The sequence below is a fragment of the Actinoplanes sp. NPDC049548 genome, assembly GCF_040676695.1.
Taxonomy (GTDB): domain Bacteria; phylum Actinomycetota; class Actinomycetes; order Mycobacteriales; family Micromonosporaceae; genus Actinoplanes.
In genome coordinates, this window is the sequence record NZ_JBFAPM010000020.1 from 61,301 (window position 1) to 84,366 (window position 23,066).

Annotated in this window: 25 protein-coding genes and 1 pseudogene; 6 read left to right on the top strand and 20 right to left on the bottom strand. The window is 71.1% G+C overall.

All coding sequences use genetic code 11. The features are described 5' to 3' along the window. Positions 1-364 precede the first annotated feature (364 nt). Positions 365-2,587 (top strand): peroxidase family protein, encoded by a 2,223-nt coding sequence (locus tag AB0J80_RS30810; protein WP_364711893.1) that lies wholly within the window; start codon positions 365-367, stop codon positions 2,585-2,587. A 96-nt stretch (positions 2,588-2,683) separates the two neighbouring features. Here AB0J80_RS30810 and AB0J80_RS30815 read toward each other — a convergent pair whose 3' ends face one another. The 4 genes from AB0J80_RS30815 to AB0J80_RS30830 all read right to left on the bottom strand — a co-directional run bounded on the left by AB0J80_RS30815 (position 2,684) and on the right by AB0J80_RS30830 (position 5,935). Next, positions 2,684-3,316, bottom strand: a complete 633-nt coding sequence (locus tag AB0J80_RS30815) for a VTT domain-containing protein (protein ID WP_364711895.1) — start codon at positions 3,314-3,316, stop codon at positions 2,684-2,686. Between the two features lie 79 nt (positions 3,317-3,395). After that, positions 3,396-4,313: a hypothetical protein gene (locus AB0J80_RS30820; protein WP_364711898.1), complete on the bottom strand. Its 918-nt coding sequence runs from the start codon at positions 4,311-4,313 to the stop codon at positions 3,396-3,398. Between the two features lie 67 nt (positions 4,314-4,380). Next, complete coding sequence (locus tag AB0J80_RS30825; protein ID WP_364711900.1) at positions 4,381-4,908, bottom strand: SigE family RNA polymerase sigma factor; 528 nt, start codon at positions 4,906-4,908, stop codon at positions 4,381-4,383. Between the two features lie 304 nt (positions 4,909-5,212). Next, positions 5,213-5,935, bottom strand: coding sequence for a hypothetical protein (locus tag AB0J80_RS30830; protein WP_364711902.1), 723 nt, complete (start codon positions 5,933-5,935; stop codon positions 5,213-5,215). Between the two features lie 156 nt (positions 5,936-6,091). On the opposite strand from AB0J80_RS30830, the gene AB0J80_RS30835 reads away from it, so the two are divergent. Next, positions 6,092-7,222 (top strand): histidine kinase, encoded by a 1,131-nt coding sequence (locus AB0J80_RS30835; protein WP_364711905.1) that lies wholly within the window; start codon positions 6,092-6,094, stop codon positions 7,220-7,222. Continuing rightward, the gene (locus tag AB0J80_RS30840) at positions 7,219-7,884 is read left to right on the top strand and encodes a response regulator transcription factor (protein ID WP_364711907.1); all 666 of its coding nucleotides are present in this window, start codon (positions 7,219-7,221) and stop codon (positions 7,882-7,884) included. Before AB0J80_RS30835 ends, AB0J80_RS30840 begins: the two co-directional genes overlap by 4 nt. A gap of 4 nt (positions 7,885-7,888) precedes the next feature. Here the strand turns inward: AB0J80_RS30840 and AB0J80_RS30845 are convergent, their stop codons facing one another. The 7 genes from AB0J80_RS30845 to AB0J80_RS30875 all read right to left on the bottom strand — a co-directional run bounded on the left by AB0J80_RS30845 (position 7,889) and on the right by AB0J80_RS30875 (position 12,800). Beyond that, positions 7,889-8,347, bottom strand: a complete 459-nt coding sequence (locus tag AB0J80_RS30845; RefSeq protein WP_364711910.1) for a hypothetical protein — start codon at positions 8,345-8,347, stop codon at positions 7,889-7,891. A gap of 5 nt (positions 8,348-8,352) precedes the next feature. Continuing rightward, entirely contained in the window at positions 8,353-8,637 is a 285-nt protein-coding gene (locus AB0J80_RS30850) for a hypothetical protein (protein WP_364711911.1), read from the bottom strand. Continuing rightward, on the bottom strand, positions 8,637-9,788 hold the full coding sequence (locus AB0J80_RS30855; protein ID WP_364711914.1) for a hypothetical protein: 1,152 nt from the start codon (positions 9,786-9,788) through the stop codon (positions 8,637-8,639). Before AB0J80_RS30855 ends, AB0J80_RS30850 begins: the two co-directional genes overlap by 1 nt. Positions 9,789-9,792: 4 nt before the next feature. After that, positions 9,793-10,110 carry a type VII secretion target gene (locus AB0J80_RS30860; RefSeq protein WP_364711916.1) on the bottom strand — a complete coding sequence of 106 codons (318 nt, stop codon included), beginning with the start codon at positions 10,108-10,110 and terminating at the stop codon, positions 9,793-9,795. Further along, complete coding sequence (locus tag AB0J80_RS30865; protein WP_364711919.1) at positions 10,103-10,501, bottom strand: YbaB/EbfC family nucleoid-associated protein; 399 nt, start codon at positions 10,499-10,501, stop codon at positions 10,103-10,105. The genes AB0J80_RS30860 and AB0J80_RS30865 overlap by 8 nt, the downstream gene beginning before the upstream one ends. A gap of 79 nt (positions 10,502-10,580) precedes the next feature. Continuing rightward, a complete protein-coding gene (locus tag AB0J80_RS30870) occupies positions 10,581-12,032 on the bottom strand; it encodes a multicopper oxidase domain-containing protein (protein ID WP_364711921.1) in 1,452 nt (483 codons plus the stop codon). Positions 12,033-12,257: 225 nt separating this feature from the next. Next, positions 12,258-12,800, bottom strand: coding sequence for an Lrp/AsnC family transcriptional regulator (locus AB0J80_RS30875; protein ID WP_364711924.1), 543 nt, complete (start codon positions 12,798-12,800; stop codon positions 12,258-12,260). Here AB0J80_RS30875 and AB0J80_RS30880 point away from each other — a divergent pair. After that, a pseudogene (locus tag AB0J80_RS30880) lies at positions 12,799-13,575 on the top strand (DMT family transporter); the annotation flags it as partial. The gene AB0J80_RS30875 and the pseudogene AB0J80_RS30880 overlap by 2 nt on opposite strands. Before the next feature lie 117 nt (positions 13,576-13,692). On the opposite strand, the gene AB0J80_RS30885 reads toward AB0J80_RS30880, so the two are convergent. From AB0J80_RS30885 to AB0J80_RS30900, 4 genes are all read right to left on the bottom strand, one after another. Next, positions 13,693-14,280, bottom strand: coding sequence for a hypothetical protein (locus tag AB0J80_RS30885; protein ID WP_364712061.1), 588 nt, complete (start codon positions 14,278-14,280; stop codon positions 13,693-13,695). Positions 14,281-14,467: 187 nt separating this feature from the next. Then, on the bottom strand, positions 14,468-14,626 hold the full coding sequence (locus AB0J80_RS30890) for a hypothetical protein (protein WP_364711926.1): 159 nt from the start codon (positions 14,624-14,626) through the stop codon (positions 14,468-14,470). A 294-nt stretch (positions 14,627-14,920) separates the two neighbouring features. Next, positions 14,921-15,970, bottom strand: a complete 1,050-nt coding sequence (locus AB0J80_RS30895; RefSeq protein ID WP_364711928.1) for a metallophosphoesterase — start codon at positions 15,968-15,970, stop codon at positions 14,921-14,923. A gap of 1 nt (position 15,971) precedes the next feature. Then, positions 15,972-16,214, bottom strand: coding sequence for a hypothetical protein (locus AB0J80_RS30900; protein WP_364711930.1), 243 nt, complete (start codon positions 16,212-16,214; stop codon positions 15,972-15,974). A gap of 136 nt (positions 16,215-16,350) precedes the next feature. Here AB0J80_RS30900 and AB0J80_RS30905 point away from each other — a divergent pair, with 136 nt between their 5' ends. Both AB0J80_RS30905 and AB0J80_RS30910 read left to right on the top strand, forming a co-directional pair. After that, positions 16,351-16,653, top strand: a complete 303-nt coding sequence (locus tag AB0J80_RS30905) for a DUF1905 domain-containing protein (protein WP_364711932.1) — start codon at positions 16,351-16,353, stop codon at positions 16,651-16,653. A 101-nt stretch (positions 16,654-16,754) separates the two neighbouring features. Then, positions 16,755-18,353, top strand: a complete 1,599-nt coding sequence (locus AB0J80_RS30910; protein WP_364711935.1) for an alpha/beta fold hydrolase — start codon at positions 16,755-16,757, stop codon at positions 18,351-18,353. 81 nt (positions 18,354-18,434) lie between these two features. Here AB0J80_RS30910 and AB0J80_RS30915 read toward each other — a convergent pair whose 3' ends face one another. From AB0J80_RS30915 to AB0J80_RS30935, 5 genes are all read right to left on the bottom strand, one after another. Further along, entirely contained in the window at positions 18,435-19,616 is a 1,182-nt protein-coding gene (locus AB0J80_RS30915; RefSeq protein ID WP_364711938.1) for a cytochrome P450, read from the bottom strand. Positions 19,617-19,709: 93 nt separating this feature from the next. Further along, positions 19,710-20,789 (bottom strand): amidoligase family protein, encoded by a 1,080-nt coding sequence (locus tag AB0J80_RS30920; protein WP_364711940.1) that lies wholly within the window; start codon positions 20,787-20,789, stop codon positions 19,710-19,712. After that, positions 20,786-21,472, bottom strand: a complete 687-nt coding sequence (locus AB0J80_RS30925) for a hypothetical protein (RefSeq protein ID WP_364711943.1) — start codon at positions 21,470-21,472, stop codon at positions 20,786-20,788. The genes AB0J80_RS30920 and AB0J80_RS30925 overlap by 4 nt, the downstream gene beginning before the upstream one ends. Continuing rightward, positions 21,469-21,987 carry a SigE family RNA polymerase sigma factor gene (locus AB0J80_RS30930; protein ID WP_364711945.1) on the bottom strand — a complete coding sequence of 173 codons (519 nt, stop codon included), beginning with the start codon at positions 21,985-21,987 and terminating at the stop codon, positions 21,469-21,471. The genes AB0J80_RS30925 and AB0J80_RS30930 overlap by 4 nt, the downstream gene beginning before the upstream one ends. A gap of 211 nt (positions 21,988-22,198) precedes the next feature. Next, on the bottom strand, positions 22,199-23,041 hold the full coding sequence (locus tag AB0J80_RS30935) for a helix-turn-helix transcriptional regulator (protein ID WP_364711948.1): 843 nt from the start codon (positions 23,039-23,041) through the stop codon (positions 22,199-22,201). Between the last annotated feature and the right edge of the window lie 25 nt (positions 23,042-23,066).

Here is a 23,066-nt window from a genome sequence, read left to right on the forward strand (position 1 = left end):
GTGGACGAGCCGTTGGGCCGGGTCCCACCTTTCGGCGGGTTGGACGAGTAGGGGCGCTTCCTCCATTGCGCGAACTCTGGAATGACATTCCGCACTTTGTGATCGCGTTGCGAAGGAGTGCGCCGGTGGAGGGTTCTGTCCGACACCTGTCATCGGCATTCCGATCAATAATGCGTGGCCGGAGGTCAGCGGGTGGTGCCGCGGCGGTCCTGTCCATCCGTCCAGGCAGGACTCGTTGTCGCCTGTCGCGGGTGACCAGATACTGGCGGCCGTTCCTATCAATGGGGGGATGATGATCGGAACATGGAAAGGCGGCCGGCTCGCGAATGGCCCGAGGCCGCTGCTCGCCATCACGATCACGACAATGCTGATCACCGGCCTCGCCGTCGCGGATGGTCCGGCGGCCGCTGGCGCCGGCGGGTGGCTGGAGATCCAGAGCCTCGACGGCAGGGGAAACAACACACGGCATTCCGGCTGGGGCAGCAGCGGCCTGCCCTATTCGCGTACGGCCCCTGCCCGGTATGCGGACGGGCTCAGCGCCCAGGTCGGCGGCCCGAACCCGCGCTACCTCAGCAACCGCATCTTCAACGACTCGGTACGCACGGCCGAGGGCGCCACCGTCGGCGTCGACGTGTTCAGCGAGACCCAGGTCAGCCAGTGGGGCTGGGCCTGGGGCCAGTTCCTCGACCACAACATCGCCATGCGCGAGGGCGTGCTGGCGAGTCAGCCGCACGGCGAGGACAGCCCCATCGAGACGGTCCCCGGCGACCCGTACGACCCGGTCCGTAACCAGGTGCCGTTCACCCGGTCGGGCAGCGCGCCCGGCACTGGCGTCACCGGTCCCCGGCAGCAGGTCAACATGCAGAGCTCGTACATCGACGCCGCCGCGGTGTACGGCGGCACGGAGGATCGCCTGGAGTGGCTGCGCGAAGGTCCCGTCGACGGCGACATGTCGAACAACGGCGCGCGCCTGCTGCTGCCTGACGATTACCTACCGGTTCGCGGTAGCCGCGGTGCGCCGGACAGCGCGCCGGAAATGGAGCTCGGCGGGCAGCTGGCCCGCGACTCCAGCCCGGCCGTCGTCGCCGGTGACGGCCGGGCCAACAACAACGCCGTCCTCACCGGTATTCAGACGCTGTTCGCCAGGGAGCACAACCGCATCGTCGGGCAACTGCCGAGCGGCCTGAGCGAGGAGACGAAGTTCCAGATCGCCCGGCGCGTCGTCATCTCCGAGATCCAATACATCACGTACAACGAGTTCCTTCCGGCCATGGGCGTCACGCTGGCCGGCTACCGGCGATACGACCCCACGGTCGACGCGACGGTGAGCAACGAGTTCTCCACCGTCGGATACCGGGCGCACAGCGTGGTGCACAGCAACATCCCGGCCGAGACCAACGCCGACCGCTACACGGCGGACGACATCGAGGCGCTGCGCCGGCAGGGCGTACAGGTCACCCTCAGCCCGGACGGCACGAAGGCGAGCCTGGTGGCGAAGATCAGCCTCGCCCAGTTCAACCCGAATCTGGTACGCCTGTATCAGCTGGGCCCGCTGCTGCAGGGCGTCGGGCTGCTCCCGCAGTACAAGAACGACGAGCAGGTCGACATCCTCCTGCGCGACGTCCTCTGCCCGCCCGCGCCGGGGCAGCCGCCGTGCCTGGTCGACCTCGCCGCCATCGACGTGCAGCGGGGCCGCGACCACGGCATGCCCTCGTACAACGATCTCCGTCGCGCGTACGGTCTGCCGGCCCGCACGTCCTTCGCGGAGATCATCGGGGAGTCGAGCGAGTCGTTCCCCGTCGACCCGTTGCTCACCCCGGGCGACGAGCTGAACGACTACAACAGCCTCGACTACACCAGCATCACGAACCTCTTCGGCAGCGACGTGGGCCCGATCAACGGCCCGGCGGAGGACTTCACCGCGTACACCGCAACCCGGCGCACGCCGCTCGCGGCGCGGTTGAAGGCACTGTACGGATCGGTGGATGCCGTGGACGCCCTGGTCGGCATGATGTCCGAGCCGCACCTGCCGCGCTCGCAGCTCGGGGAGCTCCAGCAGGCGATCTGGACGGACCAGTTCGGGCGACTGCGTGACGGCGACCGGTTCTTCTACGGCGCCCAGCAGCCGGCGCTCGACCGGATCCGCCGGACGTACGGTATCGACTTCCGTCATTCGCTCGGCGACCTGATCGCGGCGAACACCGACATCCCGCGAACGGACCTGGCCGACCACGTGTTCTTCGTGGGTGGGTACCTGCCACCCACCGCGTGCCGGGTCAGCTACCGCGTCACCGAGCAGACCGGCACCGGGTCAGGGACGTTCACCGGCACCATGAAGGTCACCAACACCGGCCGCACGAGGCTCGGCAACTGGATCGTCCGCTACCGGTACGCCGACGGCCAGCAGGTCACCGGGGCGAGCAACGGCGTGGCGGCACAGAACGGCACTGATGTGCAGATCGTCAACTCAAACGCCACCACCGGCATCGCCCCCGGACAGACCCGGACGGTCGCCGTCGCCGGCACCTGGTCCGCGCGGAACCAGCGCCCAGCGGGCTTCAACCTGAACAGCACGCAATGCTCCTGAAGGTCGAGCACGACCGCGGCGACAGCTGAGCGGCGGGCAGCCTGACCGGCTCGTCGCCACGGTGGACAGGCCGCGGTTCCGGGCGGTCGACGATCATCAGGACGCCGGTCGCAGGGCTACGCGCCGCACCAAGCGCCCTGCGAACGGCACCACGCCCAGGCAGGTCGCGCCGATGGCGGTCAGCACCACTCCGGTGCCGCCGGATCCGTCGGCGCCGGCCGTGAGCGCACCCACCGCGGCGAAGACGCCGACCCAGATGGCCGTACCCAGCGCCGACCAGCCGACGAACCGCCCGAACGGCATCCGGACGGTGCCGGCGACGATCGGTACCACCGCGTGGATCACCGCGACGAAGCGGATCGCCACCAGTGCCCCCGCACCGTTGTCCCGCAGGTACGCCTCGGCGCGGTCCCACCGCTGCGCGCCGATGCGGCGGCCCAGCCGGGTCTCGCGCAGCCTCGGGCCGAGCGCGCGGCCCACCGCGTACCCGGTTATCTGGCCCGCCATCGCACCGGCCGTACCGGCAGCGACCGCGAGCGCGAACCCACCCGGGCCGTGCGGCAGTGATCCGGCGAGCATCACCACCGACTCGCCGGGCACGAACAGCCCCAGCAGGAACGTGGTCTCGATGGCGCTGCACAGCGTCGTGAACAGCAGCACCGGCCACTGGTCCAGAGTGGCCAGCCAGGCGACGAAGGAGGACGCGGCGCTCATCAGTTCGGCGATCACACCCTCAGCCTTGTGATCACGGCGGCTCGGCACCATCGGGCCATCCCCGGATACGCCCCTGAGACGACCCCGAGTGGTCCTAGAAGAAGTCGCCGGAGACGGTCAGCCTCCTCCCACCGACGGTCGTCGCGACCACCTCGTACGTGTCGTCACCGGCGTCGCGCCCACCCTTCGCCTGCAGGTACCTGGCGGCGAAGACGTGGGTGCCCTCGGCCAGCTTCTCCCCGGCGGCGAGCGTGAAGCGGTAGACCAGGAAGTCCGGCTGGTGCACGATCGTGCTGTCGATGCGGGTTCCGGTGACGTCGTGGACCGCACCCTGGTCGGTGAGGCCGGCGGTCTGCCGGACGCGCACGGTGACTTCCAATGCGGTGGCCGGCTCGTCCAGCTTGAGGGTGATCTCGCTTCGCGCCGCGCGGTCGCCGTCGGTCACGACGGAGCCGTCCGCCCACAGCGCTCCCGGCTCCGCCCTGCTGCCGCCGGTCTGTGCGGGCGACGAGGGGTTCCGCGACGGTCGCCGGGAATGCTGCGGACTCGCAGAGGCCTCAGGCGTGGGGCTTGTCGGAGGCGCGGTCGTCGGGGTCCGTGACAGGGTGACAACCGGGGGAGCGGCGGGCGTGCCGTGGGTGTCGGCGTCCCTGCTGAAAGCCCAGCGTGCCACGCCGCCGACGCCGATCACAGCTGACACCGCCAGCGCCGCACCGGCGACCCGGGCCAGCTGCCAACGCGGCGTGCGGCGGGTGTCGGTCTGCGCGCGTGAGGCCCGGCCCGCAATGCGCGGCCGAAGCGGGCGGCGGCGCGAGGCCCGCGGCCCACGCCCCAGGTCCAGCTCGGGCGGGGTTTGCGGCCGATGGCCGGAGGCCGGCAGCCCGCGGACGCTCCGGTCCGCGGCGGGGAGGTCGGCAAGCCGTTGCGCCATCCGGTCGAGCATCGCGGCCCGGTCCGGATGATGCTCGGCCGCCGCCCGGCCCAACAGGCCGCGCAGATCGTCGTCGTTCACCGCGTCGCCCTCCTTCCGCTGGAACGCGTCGCCCGGCAGGGGAGGGGCACCTGCGGACAGCCGATGGTCATCGCGCCGCCTCCCAACCGTCGAACCGGGACGCCTCGTGGGGCCCGAGCAGCTCCGCCAGCTGCCGCGCACCCCGGGAGGTCTGGCTCTTCACCGCACCTACCGAGATGCCGAGGACCTGCGCCACCTCCCGCTCGGACAGATCGAACGCGTAACGCAGCACCACGCACACCCGGCGCCGGTGCGGCAGGCGACGCAGCGCGCTGCGGACGTCGAGGACCGCCGGCACGTCGGGGTCCGGCGAGCCTCGGGTGCCGGCCAGCAGGTTCAGGCCGAGCAGGCCGCGTCGTTCGCGGACCCGGCGGCGGACCCAGTGGCGGGTCAGGTTGGTGACGATGCCGCGGGCGTACGCGACCGGATCGTCGGCCGTCTGGACCCGGGACCAGTGCCGCCACACCTCCGTCAGGGCGTCCGCCGCCAGGTCGTCGGCGACCGCGGCCTCGCCGGTGAGCAGACAGGCCAGGCGGGACAGCTCGACGTGATGCCGTTCGAAGAACGCGTGGAAGGCCGCGGCGTCGTCCGACATGCTCGCCTCCCGTCTCCGGCTATGACCGCCGAACGGGGGCGGCGGTCCGCAACACGGTAGTTCCCGGCCGCGGCGCCGGCTTCCTCGGCAGTGGCCCGCACGGTGGTCCAGGTGTAGCCGCGATGACGCTAGAGGGGCCCCGCGGAGCCGGGCAAGCCGGGTAAGCGGAGGCTGTGGAAAGCGCGGGCAAGCGGCGGCTGTGGAAGCTGCCGGCAGCGCGGCGGCATGGCCTGGCGCCTAGGTTCCTAGGATGCCGAAGAGAGCGCGACCGGGCAGACACCCGGCCGCGCATGAGAGCCGTCGATCAGGCCGGACGGCGGATCGCCCGCACGCCCGCCACCACCAGCGGCGCGAACAGCGACGTGAACACCAGCCCGTACGCCACCGTCAGGCTGACCGGCACCGTCATCATGCCGACGAAGGCCGCCACGTACATCGCCGGCGCCCACCAGCCGAGCACGCCCGCCCGTGCCAGTCCGACGTACACCAGCAGCAGGCCGAGGAAGCCGATCATGTTGGTGCCACGCCACAGGCTCAGCAGCCCGCTGGCATCCACCGTGTCGGAGATGCGGACCGCGACGTCCATCGGGACCGTACGGCCGATCACCATCCGCCACCAGTCGTCCTTCACCGCCCCCGAGATGTTGAGCATCGTGAGGACCGCGCCCAGCGTGCCCAGCAGGGTCAGGATCCGGCCCTTCGTGCCGCGGACCAGCAACGGGACGACCAGCAGGCCGACGCCGGTGAGCAGGTTTCCGTAGTGCAGCAGGATCGCGGACGTCTCGGTGAGCGTCGTGTCGCGGGCCAGGGAGCTGATGTAGTCGGCGGTGCCCGGCCCGTTCTGCGGCGGGCAGGTCAGCATGCCCGCGAGGTAGAGGGCCGGGCCGGCGATGAGCGCACCTCCGGCGAGCCGGTACAGCGTGCGACGGGTACGGGCCGACGGTTCGGTCGAGGCGGTCGGTGCGGTCGGGGCCGAGACGGTCAGGGTGCTCACGGTGGTGCTCCGTTCGGTGCGGTCGTTGGTCACGCCGACCACCCTGCCGATCCGGGTGCCCGCGGCGCGTCCGTCGTCGCGTACCGTCTCCGGCCTGCCGTTTCCCCCGGATGGTGGACGACCCCGCAGGGCGTGGGTCCGTCGTTCGGCGGACTCCGGGCGGCTACCGCGTCCGTACGATCGGCAAGCGTGACCTTTGATCCGCGTGCGGTGCCGCTCGTTCTGGGACCCGTCGTCGGTGCCCTGGCGGTGGCCGAGGCGAACCTCGACGCCGCCTTCGCGGCCCGCCCGGAGGCGATCTGGGGGCCGGGGCTGCTGCTCGGCGCCGGTATCGTCCTGGCCGCCTGGTTTCCGCTGGCCGGCACCCTGCTGGCGGTTGCCTGCTTCCCGCTGGGCCTGCTGGTCGGCGCGGACGACATCGGCGGCGCGGGGCTGATCGGGCTCATCGGCGTGGTCGCCTGGGCCGGGTGGCGTCTGCCGCCGCGCCGCTCGGTGCCGGCGTTGCTCGCCGCGATCCTCGCCGGTGCGCTGACGTCGCTGCTCGCCGGCCAGTCGGTGTGGGAGGCGATCTTCCAGCCGGCCATCCTGCTGCCCGGCTGGGCGCTGGGCCGGCTGAGCCGCACCAACGGCGAACGGGCCGCCGAGCTGACCCGCCTGGCCGCCGCCCTCGACGCCGAACGCGAGCGCAGCGCGCACGCCGCCGTGGTCTCGGAACGTACCCGCATCGCCCGGGAGGTGCACGACGCGGTGGCGCACTCCGTGAGCGTGATGACGTTGCAGCTCGGCGCGCTGCGGCGGCAGATCGACAACCCGCAGCACCGCGAGCTGGTGCACGGCCTGGAACGCCTCGGCCGGCAGTCGGTGGAGGAGATGCGCGGCCTGGTCGGCATCCTGCGCGACCGGGAGAGCGCCGGCCCGCCGGCGCCGGAGCCGTCGCTGGCCCGGGCGGGCGACCTGGTGAGCGAGGTGCAGGCGGCGGGTCTTCCGGTACGCCTGGAGGTGCGGGGCGAACGCGGCGACGTGCCCCGTCTGCTCGACGCGTCGGCGTACCGGGTGCTGCAGGAGGCGCTGACGAACGTGCTGCGCCACAACGGGCCGGCGCCGACCAGCGTCACCATCGACTACGCCCGCGAACGGGTCGCGCTCAGCATCGTGAACGAGGCCGCCGCGGCGCCGCCGGCGGCTCCGGTGCCGGGCGGGCACGGCCTGGTCGGCATGCGGGAGAGGGTGTCGCTCTTCCGGGGAACGTTGCGCGCCGGTCCGGAGCCTGGCGGCGGTTTCGCGGTACGGGCAAGCTTCCCGCTCGAGGTGGCGCGGTGATCCGGGTGGCGCTCGTCGACGACGAGGCGATGATCCGCGTCGGGCTGCGGATGGTGCTCAGCGGCGAGGACGACATCGAGGTGGTCGGCGAGGCGTCCGACGGCGACGAGGCGGAGGCGCTGGTTGCCCGCGTACGCCCGGACGTCGTCCTGATGGACGTCCGCATGCCCCGGATGGACGGTATCACCGCGGCCCGCCGCATCTGCGCCGACCACCCGGAGAGCAAGGTGGTCATCCTCACCACCTTCGACGAGGACGCCCACGTGGAAGCGGCCCTCCGCGCCGGCGTCAGCGGCTTCCTCCTGAAGGTGGCGCCGCCGGAGGACCTCGTCGACGCGGTCCGCACGGTCGCCGCCGGCCGCGGTCTGCTGGACCCCGCGGTGACGCTCCGCGTGATCGCCGCCTTCGCCGGCCGGCCGGACCCCGAAGAGCAGGACCAGGCCTCGCCGGCGGCCGCCGTGCTGGACCAGCTCACCCCGCGCGAGCTCGACGTGCTCCGGCTGCTCGCCGAGGGACTCACCAACGCCGAGATCGCCGCGCGGATGTACCTGGGCGAGGCGACCGTGAAGACCCACCTGTCCCGGATCCTCATGAAGCTCGGGCTGCGCACGCGCGTGCAGGCCGTCGTCTTCGCGTACCGGAACGGTCTGGTCCGCGGCTGACCGCTCACTGCCCGGAGGCGGCGACGGAGCTCTCGATGTCGAGGCGGACGGCCGTCAGCGCCCGTGGCGGGCGGCCGGCGAAGGGCAGCAGGTACGCCCTATGACACGGGATCGCCTCGAAGGTGCGCTCCCCGCAGTGGATGCGCAGGAACCAGCGACCGGCCGCCTCGTCCGTCTCGAGCGCGGTGATGTCCTCGTACGGGATGCGGTAGCTGCTGCTGATCCAGTGCTGAGTGACGCCACGGTCGTCGACGACCGTCCGGATCCGCCAGTTGAGCAGAAGAAAGGCGACGAAGCCCAGCAGCAGCGTGACGCCGACGACCGTCTTCACGATGGGCTCGAAGGCCGCGTTCCGGACCGCGTACGCCACCAGCGACGGCACGATCGCAGCCGCGCCGACCGCCAGACAGCTGGTCAGGACGAGCCACGGCACGTGCCGGTAGACGCGGGGTTCACTGTCCATGGCGTTCAGGTCACCAGCGTGAAGTTCGGGATTCTGGGCTCCCGCTGGTCGCGGGGGAGGTGAATGTCCTGGACCGTAGCGCCCTCGGGAAGGGGTGCGCGTGAGATGCCGATTCCTCGCAGGCAGTTGTCGCACCAGAAATGACCGTAGCCGATGCCTCGTTCACGATCGCCGGTGAAGACCAGCCGCAGGCTCTGGTGCCCGCAATGAGGGCATGCGACATGAGGATCGTGAGGTATGGCGTCGTAGACGTCACTGTAAGCCACCAGCCAGTCGTCGTAGGTGGCCATCATCTCCTCCTCGGCTCCGGCCGCACCGGCTGATTGTTCCACCAGTTCTCCTCGTGCGCGTACGCACGGTCCTCCCACTCATCGAACTCGCGATCGGTGGTCGGAAACGGCTTACCCGCAGCGAGCTCGTCGCGGTGAAATCGCTCGTGAGCGATCGTCCTCGCGAGATCCTCCTCGCTTCGGAAGCCGGTGGGGAACAGGACGATGCTGCCGTCGGGATTGGTCCGTCCGCACACTCCGCGGATTCGCTTGTCGCCGAGCGTGATGTGCAGGTCCGTGATGTCTATGCCGTACTTGGTCGCGATGGATCGCACCGAGTCAAGGGTGAAGAACTGAACCGGGCCTGCACCCCGCTTCTTGACGCGATGAAGAGCCGGCTCCTCCGGCCCCCGGCGGAGGCGGCCCAGCAGCTCCTTGAGTGCCTTGATGGCTGCATGCATCTTGCCGGCCAGCCCTCGTAACCGCTCGAGGCTCGCCAGCAGACCTCTGAGCCACTTCGCGATTCTCGCGCCCCACGACGCGCATAAGGTGCTCACTTGCTCGACGACCAGCGGCGTGGCGACCCCCAGTGAGAAGACTTCCTCCGCGGCGTACGTGATCAAACGGGACACGAGTACCGCGATCGCGTCCCGCACCATCATCCGTACGCCGGCTACGACGAGGCCGGCGCCCTCAGTGATTGCCGCCATGGTCTCTGCAGCACGGGCCAGGCTGTTCACGGCGTCCCGCTGCTGACCGCTCCAGGCTCGGTAAGCGTCAGCGGCGCGGCCGGTCCAGTCGACTGTGCTCCACCGCGCCGCCCGGTCCAGTTCGTCGGCGCGGTCCTGCAACGCCGAGGCGACGTTCCGCCATGTCTGCACATGGCCGGAGATCTGGCCCGGGTCGCCGGCAAGCCAGTCCAGCGCCTCCGACAGGGGTTTGACATGCTCGATGATCCAGCCGACGCCGTATTGCAGCAAGGATCCGACAGGGTCGGAGACGAAGGCTAGTGCGTCGAGCCCCGCAGAGACGCCGCCGATGGCGGTATCGATCCAGCTGCCGCCCTCGACGCCCGCCATGATCGCCTCGATGTCTTCAGCGATCCAAACGCCTGCCCAGGGGTCGACCGGGCCGGTGACTTCACCTGCAACCAGGGGATTCGTGTCGGCCATGGATTCACCGGATGCCGCGCAGACGGTGGGCAGCACCGGCGTCGATAGCGCTGTATCCGTCAGCGACCGCTCGGAGCGCTTCCGCCGTCTCGTGCGCGGATCCAGCAGCTGTCGTCATGCCGTCGATCATCGAGTCTTGAAGGGCGTTCAGCAGGACCGGAACCAGTTGGCACAGCTGCCCGTAAGCGTTGGCGTCGGTTTGGACCGCCTCGCCTGCTTGCAAGGCCAGGGTGAGCCCGTCGCCGATGTGGTCCACTTCATCGGCATGCATCCTGAGCGCCGCCGGATCGACCTGGAATTCACTGGCATCGCTGCTATTCACGTGGCTCCTCCGGGTCCGGGGGATTGCCCAAACGAGCCCGCATGCCGGCCATCAGGGCTCGGCGGGTGTCGCCTTCTGTCCCGATAGTTCGTGCAGTCACGTCATCGAATTGCCGTAAAAGGTCAGCCTGAGCAGCGCGGATTGTCTCGACGATCCGCCGGGCGGTTTGTTCTGCGGGCGCCCGCCGGATTCCCTCGTCCAGGTGCAGGGCTTCCAGGTGTCCTTCCGCTCCGACTGCGACCTCGATGAGACCGTCAGCGCTGCGGGAGGTGGCGGACAAGCGCGCTGCTTGTCGGGAAAGGAGGCTTGCCTGCTCGGCGCGCTCCTCTAGCTTCCGCTCCCAGTCATCGATGCGCCTCAGTGCCGCAGCTGTCGGCTCGTCGTCGAACATCGCTGACTCCCTCTTGACGCAGGCGCCTCAGCCTAGCGATGTTTGTCCATGTCCATGTCCGTGCTCGAAGGCGAGACTGTCAGGTGTGGTGGTGGCCGGCCGGGAGGGTGCGGGGCACGCTCGCCTCCGTGCCCGGCTCCACGATCACGAACTGGCCCATCATCCCCTTGTCCTCGTGCCGCAGGATGTGACAGTGGTACATGTACGGCGATGCTGGATCGGCATACCGGCCGAACTGGACCGCCAGCCGCACCTTCGCCTTCTTCGGGATGAAGACCGTGTCCTTGGGGCCGGCCTGCCATGCCGGCGGCGGGGTGCCGTTGATGTCGAGGATGCGGAATGCGACCTCGTGGATGTGGAAGTTGTGGGCGAACGTCGTGTTGTCGATCTCCCAGATCTCGAGGGCGCCGGCCGGGACGACCTCGTCGATGCGGGTGAGGTCCATGTCCTTGTCGTTGATCTCCGAGCCGGTGAGGACGAACCGGCGTACCCGGGTGCCGGCCGGCGGGGCCGCGGTGGCCGCGCCGTCCAGGTGGGCCGGTAGGGCCGGGGAGCGTTTCAGTTCGGCGGCTGCCTCGAGTCGCAGCAGCGTGAAGTCTTCCTCCTCGATGTCGTTGGCGGACTTCGAGTCCTCGCCCCGGCTGTCCATGATCGCCGTCTCTCCCGGGGTGAAGCGGACCACGATCTCGGCGCGTTCGCCCGGGCTGATCTTGACCCGGTCGACGGGTACGGGGTGAGCCAGGTGACCGCCGTCCGTGCCGATGACGTCGAAGCGGCGACCGTCGGTGAAGCCCACGCGGTAGACGCGGGCGTTGGAGGCGTTGAGCAGGCGGAACCGGACGAGGCCGGTGCGGACGGCGAACGCCGGTTGCCGGGCGCCGTTCACCAGGACGGTGTCGCCGAGCAGGCCGTAGGTGCCGCCGTCGACCCGGCCGGTGGAGAGTTCGCCGTCGTCGTCGAAGGTCCTGTCCTGGATGATCAGGGGTATGTCGTCGACGCCGTACTCGGCGGGCAGGTGGGGGCCGTGCGGGTCGTCGACGAGGAAGAGCCCGGCCAGTCCTCGGTAGACGTGCATGGCCGTCTTCTCGTGCAGGTGCGGGTGGAACCATGCGGTCGTGGCGGGCTGGTCGACGGTCCACTCCGGGGTCCAGGTGGCGCCCGGCTCGATCATCTGATGCGGGCCGCCGTCCATCCTGGCCGGCAGGTGCATGCCGTGCCAGTGCAGGGTGGTGGCCTCGGGGAGGCGGTTGGTGACGTGCATGCGGACCCGGTCGCCGCGGGTGGCGCGTACGGTCGGTCCGAGGTAGGCGCCGTTGATGCCCCAGGTGCCGGTGCTGCCGCCGGTTTGCAGTGTCAGCGCGTACCGTTTGACGCCGCCGGCTTCGATCTCGGGCTCGGCCAGCGGTGGGATGCGCAGCCGTCCGGCGCTGCCGGACGGCGCCGGCTTCGGTGCGGACGGTGACGAGCAGGCGCCGGCGGTGAGGCCGAAGCCGGCGAGGACGGCCAGGGAAAGGACTCTTCTTCGCTCCACGACGGCCAGCCTGGCAGCCGCCCGGCCGGCGGCGGATCCGGCGTTTCCCTTAAGGCCGTCTGATACATGCTGTCGCGATTGCGCCAGCTCCCTGGCCGGTGCGCGGGTACGCGACGAGACTGCCGCCATAACCCATCCACTGATCGTCACCGGGCTCTTCGCCCGGAGCGGAGCGGGCAGGCACGTATCGGGGGCTACCCGACCTGCTGCGGGCGACGGCGACGATCAGCCGGCGGCACTCAGCGGCAGCGGCGACCCGCCCTTGATCTCCTGCAGCCGCAGGAGCGTGGTGAGCCTCTGCGCACCCTTGATCGACAGCTGGGTGAGCACGTGCTGCAGCTCGGCCACGTCCCGCGCGACCACCAACAGCATGACGTCGATCTCCCCGGCCACCCAGTCGGCGGCGATCACCTGCGGAAGCGCCTGCAACGCCTGCTCGAACGACCGGCTGGCCCGCGGCTCGTGCCGGGCGAGCGTCGCCGACACGTACACCTGCAGCGGGAATCCGGCCTGGGCCGCGTCGAGCCGCGCGCCGATGCGCCGGATGACACCGGACTTCTTCAGCCGCCGTACCCGATTGAGGGTCGCGGCCGGCGACAGGCCCACCAGCCGGGCCAGGTCCAGGTTCGAGCGGTCGGCATCCACCTGCAGCTCGTGGAGCAACTGGACGTCGATTTCATCAAGTCGGACCGCCATATGACCAAATATAGTTTCGTCCTCGGGCCGGTGAAACGAATCCTCAGCCGTCCCGCGGACGATCGGTCGCATGCGTTCCCGCCACCTCACCCTCGCCGCCCTCGCCGCCGCCGGCCTGCTCTGGGGCACCACCGTGCCCCTGACAAAAGTCGCGCTCGCCGGCATGAGTCCCGGATGGCTGACGGTCCTGCGGTTCCTCGTCGCGGCCCTACCCCTGGCCTACCTGGCCCGCCGCCGGCTCCGGGAGGCGATGTCGGCCCGCACGGTCCTTTGGGGCGCGCTCGGCTACGGGATCGTGATCGTCGTGCAGAACATGGGCATCGCCCGGACCAGCGTCAGCCACTCCGCGCTGATCGTGGGCGCGACCCCGGTCCTGACCGCCCTCTTGAGCTTCGCCACCGGCCGCTCCCGCATCGGCACCCCCGCCTGGGGCGGCCTGGCCGTCTCCGCCCTCGGCATCGGCGTCATCGCGTCCCACGGCGGCGGCGAGGCCACCCTCGCAGGCGACGCACTGGTCGGGGCGTCGGCCCTGCTGTCGGCGGCGTTCCTGCTCATCCAGCCGGCCCTGCTGACGAACCGCAGCATCACCGCGGTCACCACCATCCAGTTCGCCGCGGGCGCCGCGGCGGCCCTGCCCTTCGCGCTGCTCTCCGAGGCGCCGGCCGGCCCCGCGCCCGGCAGCTTGCCACTGCTGGCCACGGTGGGCCTCGCGGTGGGTGGCACGCTCCTGCCGTTCACGTTGTTCGCGTACGGTCAGGCCCGCACCTCCCCCGAAGCGGCGGCATCCTTCCTGAACCTCGAACCGATCGTGGGCACGGCCCTGGGCGTGGCAGCCTTCGGCGACGCGGTCACGACGACGCAGCTGGCCGGCGGCCTCACGGCGATCGCGGGAATCGGGCTGGCCTCGGCATCCCTGAACCGCCCGAAACCCCGGCCCGAGAAAGCCTCCACCGTGGTGGGGCCGTCAGTTCTTCCAGCCGAACGTGAGGGTGCTGGCCACCGCGTCGAAGACGTCGTCGAACACCGACGCGAGGGCTGTGTTCGGGGTCAGGAAGGACAGCGTTCCGACGCTGTCCGTGCCGGGCACCGGCACGTGAAAATCGCTTCGGTACGCCGTCAGCACGCCCTCGCCGCCGCCGTCGCGGATCGTGAGGGGGCCGCTCGCGCGGATCGCCGGGCCGGAGGGGAGCGTCACCGTCTCCGCCGCGTCGCCCAGGTTGCGGCGTACGTCGTCGAGGGAGCTGACCGGCGGTGACATGCTCAGCATCGCGTGCGCCGTGACGATCAGGGGGTCGTGCGTGCCGGCGACCGGGACCACGTCGGCGTAGAAGCCGACGACCACGACGTAGGCCTCGGTGGTGCGGCGGCGGAGCTCGGCCGCGGGTGGGGCGAGGCGGGCGACCATCGTCTCCTCGGTGATGAGGTCGTGCCCGGCCCATCGGGCGGCCACGGCGTGCCGGAGCTCGGTGGTGACGTCGTCGGCGCGCGGGTCCAGCTCCACCCAGTCCTGCGGTAGCCGCAGGCTCACGGATGCGGGTGGGGAAGAACTCATCGGCTCACCTTTGCTGCGGTCGGCCGTCTCGGAGAGCCGGTCCGGATTCGATGAAGCCGTGGTGAGTCTCCCGCGACGGCGAATGGTCGGGAATCCTCACCCTTGTCCATGGCGGATGGTCTGACAATCACTCGTCCGGTTGTCTAGGGTGGCCGGTTTGCCGGGGACGGCCGCGGACCGGTGACGGTTACGGCCCGGACGGGTGCACCGGGCGCTGGGGACTGTCGGGAATGGGACAGGCGAGCCAGGTGCCGAACTCTTCCGGTGTACGCACGCCGTGGTCCAGGACGGCGGTGTAGATGTCGGTGCCGCCGACCTCGTCCGGGTAGCGGGCAGGCGGTGCCACACGTCCTTGATCCGCAGGACGGCGTCGCGCTGGTCGGCGGTGATCGAGTCGCGCAGCCTTTCGTGCCAGGCCGTCAGGTTGGCGTGCGGGTCGTGCAGCCAGACGGTGAGCCCAGGACCATCAGGTCGAGGTCGCGCCAGCACATCAGGCCGGAGACGTGGCTGCCGGTGAGCAGCAAACGGCATGCTCGCGATTGGACGAAGCGGCCCCCCGTCCGTTAAGTTGAACTCACGCCGTTGCGAGTTCTTCCCCCGTGGAATTCGCAGCGGCGTCCTACTTTCCGCCGGCGATCCCTCAGTGGCAGCGGCCGGTACCGGTGTCGGTGAACGAGCCGCCCCGCACCGGCAGGAAGTCCCAGCGGAACCAGCCCGGTCGCAACGTCAGCCGCACCACGCCGTAGGTGGTGTTGTTGCGGCGCTCGCTGTTCGCCGCCGTACGCCCGAAGGGGTAGCGTTCCGCGCCGCCGGTGCCCGCCACGATCTCCCGGATGCCCCGCGCGTCGTCCCGGCGCCCGGCCGGTGTCTGCGGGGCGAACCGTTCGTAGACGTGGTTGTGCCCGGCCATGAGGAGCTCGACGCCCGCGTCGTAGAGGGCCTGGACGAGGGGGCGGGTCTCGGTCGCGGGCGGGTGGGTGGCCGCCGACGTGAACAGCGGATGGTGCACCATCGCCACCGTGCACGCCGCGCTGCTCTTCGCCAGGTCCGCGCGCAGCCAGCGCTCCTGCGGGGAGCCCTTGGCGCAGCCGCCCGGCACCGCCGAGCACACCGTGTTCAGCACGACGACGTGCCAGGCGCCGGCCTCGTACGAGTAATAGCCTCTACCGCGCGGCCCGGCGGCCGCGCCGAAGTAGTCGAAGTAGGGCCTGGCGCCCGTGCTGTGGTACTCGTGGTTGCCGACGACGGGACGGGTCCGGGCCTTGACCCGCCCCCACGTCGGCCCGTAGCAGCGGGCGAAGTTCGTACGGCTGCCGTCGGGATAGGCGTTGTCACCCAGGGTGAAGACCGTCCCCGGGAACCGCTGGAGCAACGCCAGCGTGCCGGTGTCCCCGGTGCTGTCGCAGCTGGCGATGTCCCCGGCGCCGATGAGCACGGCCGGAGCGACGGCCGCGTGTTCGGCCTGCGCGGAGGTCGTCATCGCGCCGGCAGCAGGAGGCGGCACTGCGCTGGTGGCGGAGGACGGCGGTGAGCCGGTGGGGGAAGACGGCGTCGCCCCGGCGGAGGGCGACGGCGCGGGGGTGGGGGCGCTCGCCGAGCAGGCGGCGAGCGTCACCACGAGCAGGGCCGTGGCCGGCCGGCTGATCCACACCTGCGCTGGCTTCCCGCCGGCCACCTGCTCAAACCACATGTCACACGACCGCGCGCGACGCACGCCGGACCAGGTCTCGGGCCCAGCGCATCCGGCGTACGGCGGTGTCGGGGTGTTCGCCGAACTCGTACGCCATCCCGGCGGCGCACCCGGCCGGCCCGTTGCGGCGCAGCAGCGTCTCGACGGCGTCGTCGACGGCCTCGGCGCTGAGGGGGTCCGACGTCTGCAGGTGCGAGACGAACACCGCCTCCGCCCGGACCGTCTCATCAGGATTCTGGTGCATGGCGATAGCTCCGTACTCAGGGGATTTGTGCGCTGGTGGCACAACGTCCTGACGACACCCGGCAATCCGACCTGAAGGGTGACTGCGCGCACAGAGGCTCACGATTTGTGTCGTACCCGCCTGCCATGCTGTCGCGGTGGTCGTCGTCTTCGATGCAGAGCTGTGGACCTGGGATGCCCGCCGGGACGACAGCTGGACGTTCGTGAGCCTGCCCGTGGCGGAGTCGGAGACGATCCGGGAGATCACGGCGGGGGTGCAGCGCGGCTTCGGCTCGCTGCGCGTGCGAGTGCGGATAGGCGCCACCACCTGGACGACCTCGATCTTCCCCGACAAGGGCCGCGAGGCGTACGTGCTGCCGGTCAAGAAGGCCGTCCGCCGCGCGCAGCGCCTCGAGCCGGGTGACACGGCGACGGTGGAGGTGGAGCTGCTCGATGTCTGACGGGAGGGAAAATCAACCTTATGGATCTACCGCCGCCATAGGTGGTCATGACTAGTCTCCGAAGGCCGCCCGCGACGGGCGGCGTAGTGGAGAGGCTAGGGATGAGAAAACTCCTGGCGGCTACCGCCGCCGTGGCGATGGGGCTGGCGGTCGGTGGCGGCGTGATCCCGTCGACGGCCCAGGCTCAGGCGAGGACCGGTTCCGGCTACACCCCGGCGCCGATCGCGTGGGGTGCCTGTGCCAGTGCTGCCCTGCAGGCTCGTGGGGCTCAGTGCGGTCTGCTGACCGTACCGTTGGACTATGCGCGGCCCGGCGGCACCAAGATCAAGATTGCCGTGTCCCGGATCAAGCACACCTCGGCCGAGGCCGACTACCAGGGCGTCATGCTCACCAACCCGGGCGGGCCGGGCGGTTCCGGGCTGACCCTGTCGGTGCTCGGTGAGTACGTGCCCGGCGGCGTGGGCGGCGACTACGACTGGATCGGGTTCGACCCGCGCGGCGTCGGGTCCAGCCAGCCGGCGCTGAGCTGCGACGTCGAGTACGCCGGCTACAACCGGCCGTTCTACGTGCCGGTGAGCAAGTCGCTCGAGCGGGCCTGGCTGACGAAGACGGCGACGTACGCGAAGGCGTGCGACCGGGCCGGCGGCGCGCTGCTCGACCACGTCAAGACCACCGACACGATCGCCGACATGGAGAGCATCCGCAAGGCGCTCGGCGCGAAGCAGATCAACTTCTACGGCTTCTCGTACGGCACCTACCTCGGCCAGGTCTACGCGACCCTGCACCCGGGCAAGGTGCGCCGGATGGTGCTCGACGGCAACGTCGACCCGCGGCGGGTCTGGTACGACGCGAACCTCGACCAGGACGTCGCGTTCGACAAGAACATGGACGTCTACTTCGCGTGGGTGGCGAAGTACGACGAGGTCTACCACCTGGGCACCTCGGCCAAGGCGGTGAAGGCGAAGTACTACGCGACCCTGCAGAAGCTGCGCAAGGCGCCGGCCGGCGGGCTCATCGGCCCCGACGAGTGGAACGACATCTTCGTGTCGGCCGGCTACTACGTGTTCGGCTGGGAGGAGGTCGCCGAGGCGTTCGCCGCCTGGGTCAACGAGGGCGACGCCGCCGGGCTGAAGGGCCTCTACGCCGCGCCGGGCGAGCCGGGCGCGGACAACGGGTACGCCATGTACCTCGCGACCCAGTGCACCGACGTGAAGTGGCCCAAGAGCTGGGCGAAGTGGAAGCGGGACAACTGGCGCACGTACGCGAAGGCGCCGTTCATCACCTGGAACAACGCCTGGTACAACGCGCCGTGCCGCACCTGGGGCGGCAAGGTCGGCAAGCCGGTCACGGTGAACGGCAAGAAGGCCCCGGCGATCCTGCTCATCAGCGAGACCGAGGACGCGGCGACGCCGTATTCGGGCAGCCTCGAGGTGCGCAAGCGCTTCCCGCGCTCGGTGCTGCTGGAGGGCGTCGGCGGCACCACCCACGCCGGTTCGCTCAACGGCGTGGCGTGCACCGACGACGTGATCGCCGCGTACCTGGACACCGGTGCCCTGCCGAAGCGGGTGCACGGCAACCGTTCCGACAAGCAGTGCGAGCCGGTGCCGGTGCCGGACCCGACGGCCGCCGCGGCCAAGAGCCTCAGCGCGGCCGGCGGTGCGAACCGGGCCCCGCTGCGGGACCTGGTCCGGATCCGCTGACCCCTGCGAGGTGACGGCCCGGGAGCTGCGGCTCCCGGGCCGTTGCGCGTGTGGGTCCGGCGACCAGAAGCCCTGTTCTCGTCACCAGGTCACGGGCATGGCCCGCAGGCCGCGGACCAGCAGGCCGGACTTCCATGGCAGGTCCTTCTCGTCGACCGCCAGCCGCAGCCCGGGCAGCCGGGTGAGCAGGGTGTGCAGTGCCACCTGGAGCTCCATCCGGGCCAGCTGGGCGCCGAGGCAGTGGTGCACGCCGTGGCCGAAGCCCATGTGCGGGTTGGACTCGCGGGCGAAGTCGAGCTCCTCCGGGTCGGTGAAGACGGCGTCGTCGCGGTTGGCCGCGGACAGGGAGCCGAGCACCGGCTCGCCGGCCTTGACGAGGACGCCGCTGAGCTCGACGTCCTCGACGGCGTAGCGGGCGAACACCGACGACACGCCCAGCGGCACGTAGCGCAGCAGCTCCTCGACCGCGGCCGGCACGAGCTCGGGGTCGGCGCGCAGCTCCGCCAGCTTCGCCGGGTTGGTCAGCAGCACGTACACGAAGTTGGGGATCTGGGTGACCGTGGTCTCGTGGCCGGCGGCGAGCAGGCCGGCCGCGAGCTCGACCATCTCCTGCTCGGTGAGGCGGTCGTTGTCGTCGTCGCGGGCCTGCACGAGGGCGCCGATGAGGTCGTCGGTCGGGGTGACGCGGCGCTGGGCGATCAGGCCCGCCATGTACGCGTGCAGGTTGCCGATGTACTCCTCGATCTGCTGCGGGCTGAGCGAGGTGGTCGAGACGATCGCCTCCGACCAGGTGCGGAACAGGTCCTGGTCGGTGTGCGGTACGCCGAGCAGCCGGCAGATCACCCGTACCGGAAGCGGGGTGGCGAAATGGTCCACCAGGTCGGCCGGGGGCGTCATCGCGTCGACGAGCTCGTTCGCGATGGCGGTGGTGGCCGGGCGTAGCTCCTCGACCCGGCGGGCGGTGAAGGCTTTGGCGACGAGGCGGCGCAGCCGGCTGTGGTCCGGGGGGTCCATGGCCAGCATGCCGCCGCCGATCTGCTGGGGCGTGGTGCGGGGCTCGTCGCGGCCGACGCTTGCGGCCCGGCTGAACCGGGGGTCGCCGAGCACGGTGCGGACGTCCTGGTAGCGGGTTGCCAGCCAGGCGTCCTCGCCGAACGGCAGGCGTACCCGGGTCACGGGTTCGGTGCGCCGCAGCCGGGCGTAGAGCGGGTCGAGGTGGAGCCGGTCGGGCTCGCTGAACGGGTACGGGCGGGTGTCTGTCACCGCGTGCTCCTGCCATCGAGGACTGTGAGCGACGTTCCAGACACGGATCGTAGTATTGAGGGCGGTCGATCGTCCATGCCGGACGGTGGCGGATCAGCGGGCCTGCACCGACTCCCGGCGGGCAAGCGCCTCCGCGGCGGTGTGCAGCAGCTGGTTCACCGCGGCGTCGGCATGGGCGGGAGGGGCCGGGACCGGCTCCGGGTCCAGGCAGCGCTCCAGGAGCAGCTCGACCAGCGCCGCCCGGTGCACGATCTCGTCGGCGGTGATCGCCCCGGGCAGGACCCGGATCTCGATCGTGTCCCGCATCGGCGTGTCGGTCAGCAGCTGGGTCAGGTTGACGTCGAAGAACTTCGTCAGGCCGCCGCGCTCCGCCGCCTCGCACAGCTGCTCGTACGACGGGGCGCCGTCGACGGCCCGCACCAGGGGCTCCGGGAGCGGGGCGAGCCGCCGGCAGGCCGGGTTCGTCTGCAGCAGCGCCCGCAGCGGCTCCCGCCAGTGCGCGAACAGCCGCACCACGTTGGCCAGCGCGTGCGGCTCACGAAACGGCGCGCCGTCGAGGTGCAGGTGCACGGCCGCCTCACGCGGCACGGTGAAGCCCAGCTCACGGGCCGGGCCGAGCAGCTCCTCCAGCGCCTCGCCGTGGCCGGCGGTCAGCGGGGGAGTGACGATCTCGCACGGGCGTTCCCGCTCACCGCCCTGCGGCGCGGCCAGGGCGATCGTCGCGCCCGCGGCGTCGGCCAGCTGGTAGATGCCGCCGTGCCGGTCCACCCGCGCGGCCCAGAGCTGCGCGGTCGCGTCGAGGGCGGCCCCGATCGTGCCGCCCGGGTCGCTGTGCAGGGCGAGCAGGCGGAGCAGCCGGGAGTCGTCGGTGAGGATGCGGAACCAGCCGGGGGGCGGGGGCGTCCGCGGATCGAGGCCGGCGAGCAGGGTGACGTCGTCGACCAGGGTGCACAGGAGGGTGCCGTCGTCACGGCGTACCTCGAAACCCTGGGTCAGGTGCAGGAACCGCCCCAGGCCCGGGACCAGGGACGGCTCGCTGTCGTGATGCCACACCGGGTGGACCCGGCCGCCGTACCGGTCGGCCAGGTCGCGCGCGAGGGTCTGCCGGCTGAGGCCTGGCGGGGCCATCAGCTCGATCTCGAACCCGGTACGCCGGTGCAGCGGGGCGGTCACGGCTGGATCGGCAGGGTCTCGCCGGCCAGCAGCTTCTTGCCGCCCAGGATCTTCGCGTCGTACGCGGTGGGCTTCTTCCAGAGCTTGGCCAGCTCGACCGCGTCGTCGTAGTCGTAGCCCGCCTCGAAGAAGGCGTTCACCTGCTGGTCCTCCTTCGACGAGGGGACGTCCGGGGCGTCCGGCGCGCTGCCGGGCTTGATCGGCAGCTTCTTGCCGGCCAGCAGCTTCTTGCCCGCCGCCGCCTTGACGGCCCCGATGTCGTTCTTGCTCATCTTCCAGAGCTTGGCCAGCTGCACCGCGTCGTCGTAGTCGTAGCCCGCGTTGAAGTAGGCGTCGTACTGCTTCTGCAGCTTCTCCTCCGCCGGCGACAGCGACGGGCTCTCCACCGGCGCCGACGGCTTGACCGCCGGCGGCGCGGCGGACGGCAGGGCCGGGGCGGCGGCCGGGGCCACCATGTTCCCCGAGCTGTTCGAGGGCTGTCCGGGCAGCAGACCCGGCAGCGTGATCACCCCGGCGATGAGCCCGGCACCGAGGACGGCGCCGCCGGCGGCCTGGGCACCCCACCGGCGTCGCTGGTAGCTGCGGGACAGCTCCTTGACCCGGGCGTAGACGGCTGCCGAATCGGGAGCCAGATGTTCATGTGTCTCGAAGGCTTCGCGAAGCCTCTCTCCGTTGTCGATCACGACGTCTCCTCGGCGTGGATCATGGTGTGTCGCTCCGACGTCAGCCGGAGGGTCTTCAGCGCCCTCGACGCGTGGCTGCGCACGGTCGCCGGCGAGCAGCCGATCAGATCGGCGATCGCCTGGTCGTCCAGCTGCTCGTAGTAGCGCAGCACGAGCACGGCCCGCTGCTTGCGGCCCAGCGTGGCCAGCCGTCTCCACAGCTCGTCGGCCTCCACGACGTCCTGGGCGTGGTCGCCCACCCCGCCCCGGGCGTCGTCGAGGTCCACCAGCCGCTCGCCCACGGCGTGCACGTTGCGCGCCGCCCAGCTGCGCCGCCAGGACAGGTACTCGTTGAGCACCATCCGGCGGACGTACGCCTCGGGCGAGTCGGCGTCGCTGATCTTGCGCCACCGGACGTGCGCGCGGGCGAGCACCTCCTGGACGACGTCCTGCGCGAGCTCACGGTCGCCGGTGAGGACGACCGCGTACCGCAGCAGGCTCGGAAGCCGGGCCATCGCGAATTGCTCGAAGGTCACATCGTCTAGGACGCCGCTCGCGCGCGAGATGTTCAACGGTGATCCGGAGAATCTTCCGCACCGGGCAGTATCCTGCGCCGAAATGCGACGGGGAGGACGGATCGTGCACGGACAACAACCCTGTGCCAGCCGCCGCTGTCGCTGGTTCTGCTGCTGTGCATCTGCGGCGGCGGCATCCTGGCGGCGATGACCGGCGACTTCCGCACCGCGCTCAGCGTGCGGGCGGGCCTGAGCTGCTGAGGGCCGGCGCGAACCAGCACTCCGGCATGCTGGGCGCGGGGTGCGTGGGGAGCACGACCGCCTCGGCGGGAACGAAGCCCCAGCCGTCCCACGCCTCGGTGCCGGGCTCGCTGCGGTCACCGCGCGTGTAGTACCAGACGGCGGAGCTTCCCGGCGGGGTGGTCCAGCAGGTGAACCAGCTCTGCTCGGTCTCCATCACGGCGATCTTCCGCGATCCGCCCGGTTCGTCGTAGAGCGCGACCCCTGCGACGTTCGGGCAGACATAGTCGGTACGCCAGACGTGCCCGGATCGCCGCGCGTCGACATGGCGTACCCCGGCCCGGGCCTCGCACGAGCCCGGCGCCGCGCCGGCCTCGCTCGCGGCCGAGGAGGGCCGCGACGCGAGGAGGTCACTGGCCTGCCCGTCGCGAGCGAGAGCGACCACGACGGCGGCGGTGACGCCGCCCATCGCGAGGAACACGGCCGGCGTCAGCCATCGGCGCCGGGACGGCCGGGGAGCTTCCAGCGGGACGTCGTCGGCCGGCGCCGCGTCGCTCTGCTGCTCGGCGGTGGCGTTGAGCCACAACCGGCGCAGCTCGGCGATCTCGGTCGCGCTCGCACCGCACTCGCGGGCCCACAGCTCGACGATGCTGAACCGGGCCGGGACGACCTCGCCCGAGGTGTAGCGGTGCAACGCCGACTTGCTGGTGGCGAGCCGCTTCGCCAGCGCCTCGAAGCTGCGCCCCTGCCGGCTCTTCAGTTCGCGCAGCGCAGACGCCAGGGCATGCGCGGACTCCGACCTCTCCATCATCTCCCCCGTAGGACGGCTGCCCACAGCGTAGAGCGTCCCGCTGCGCCGG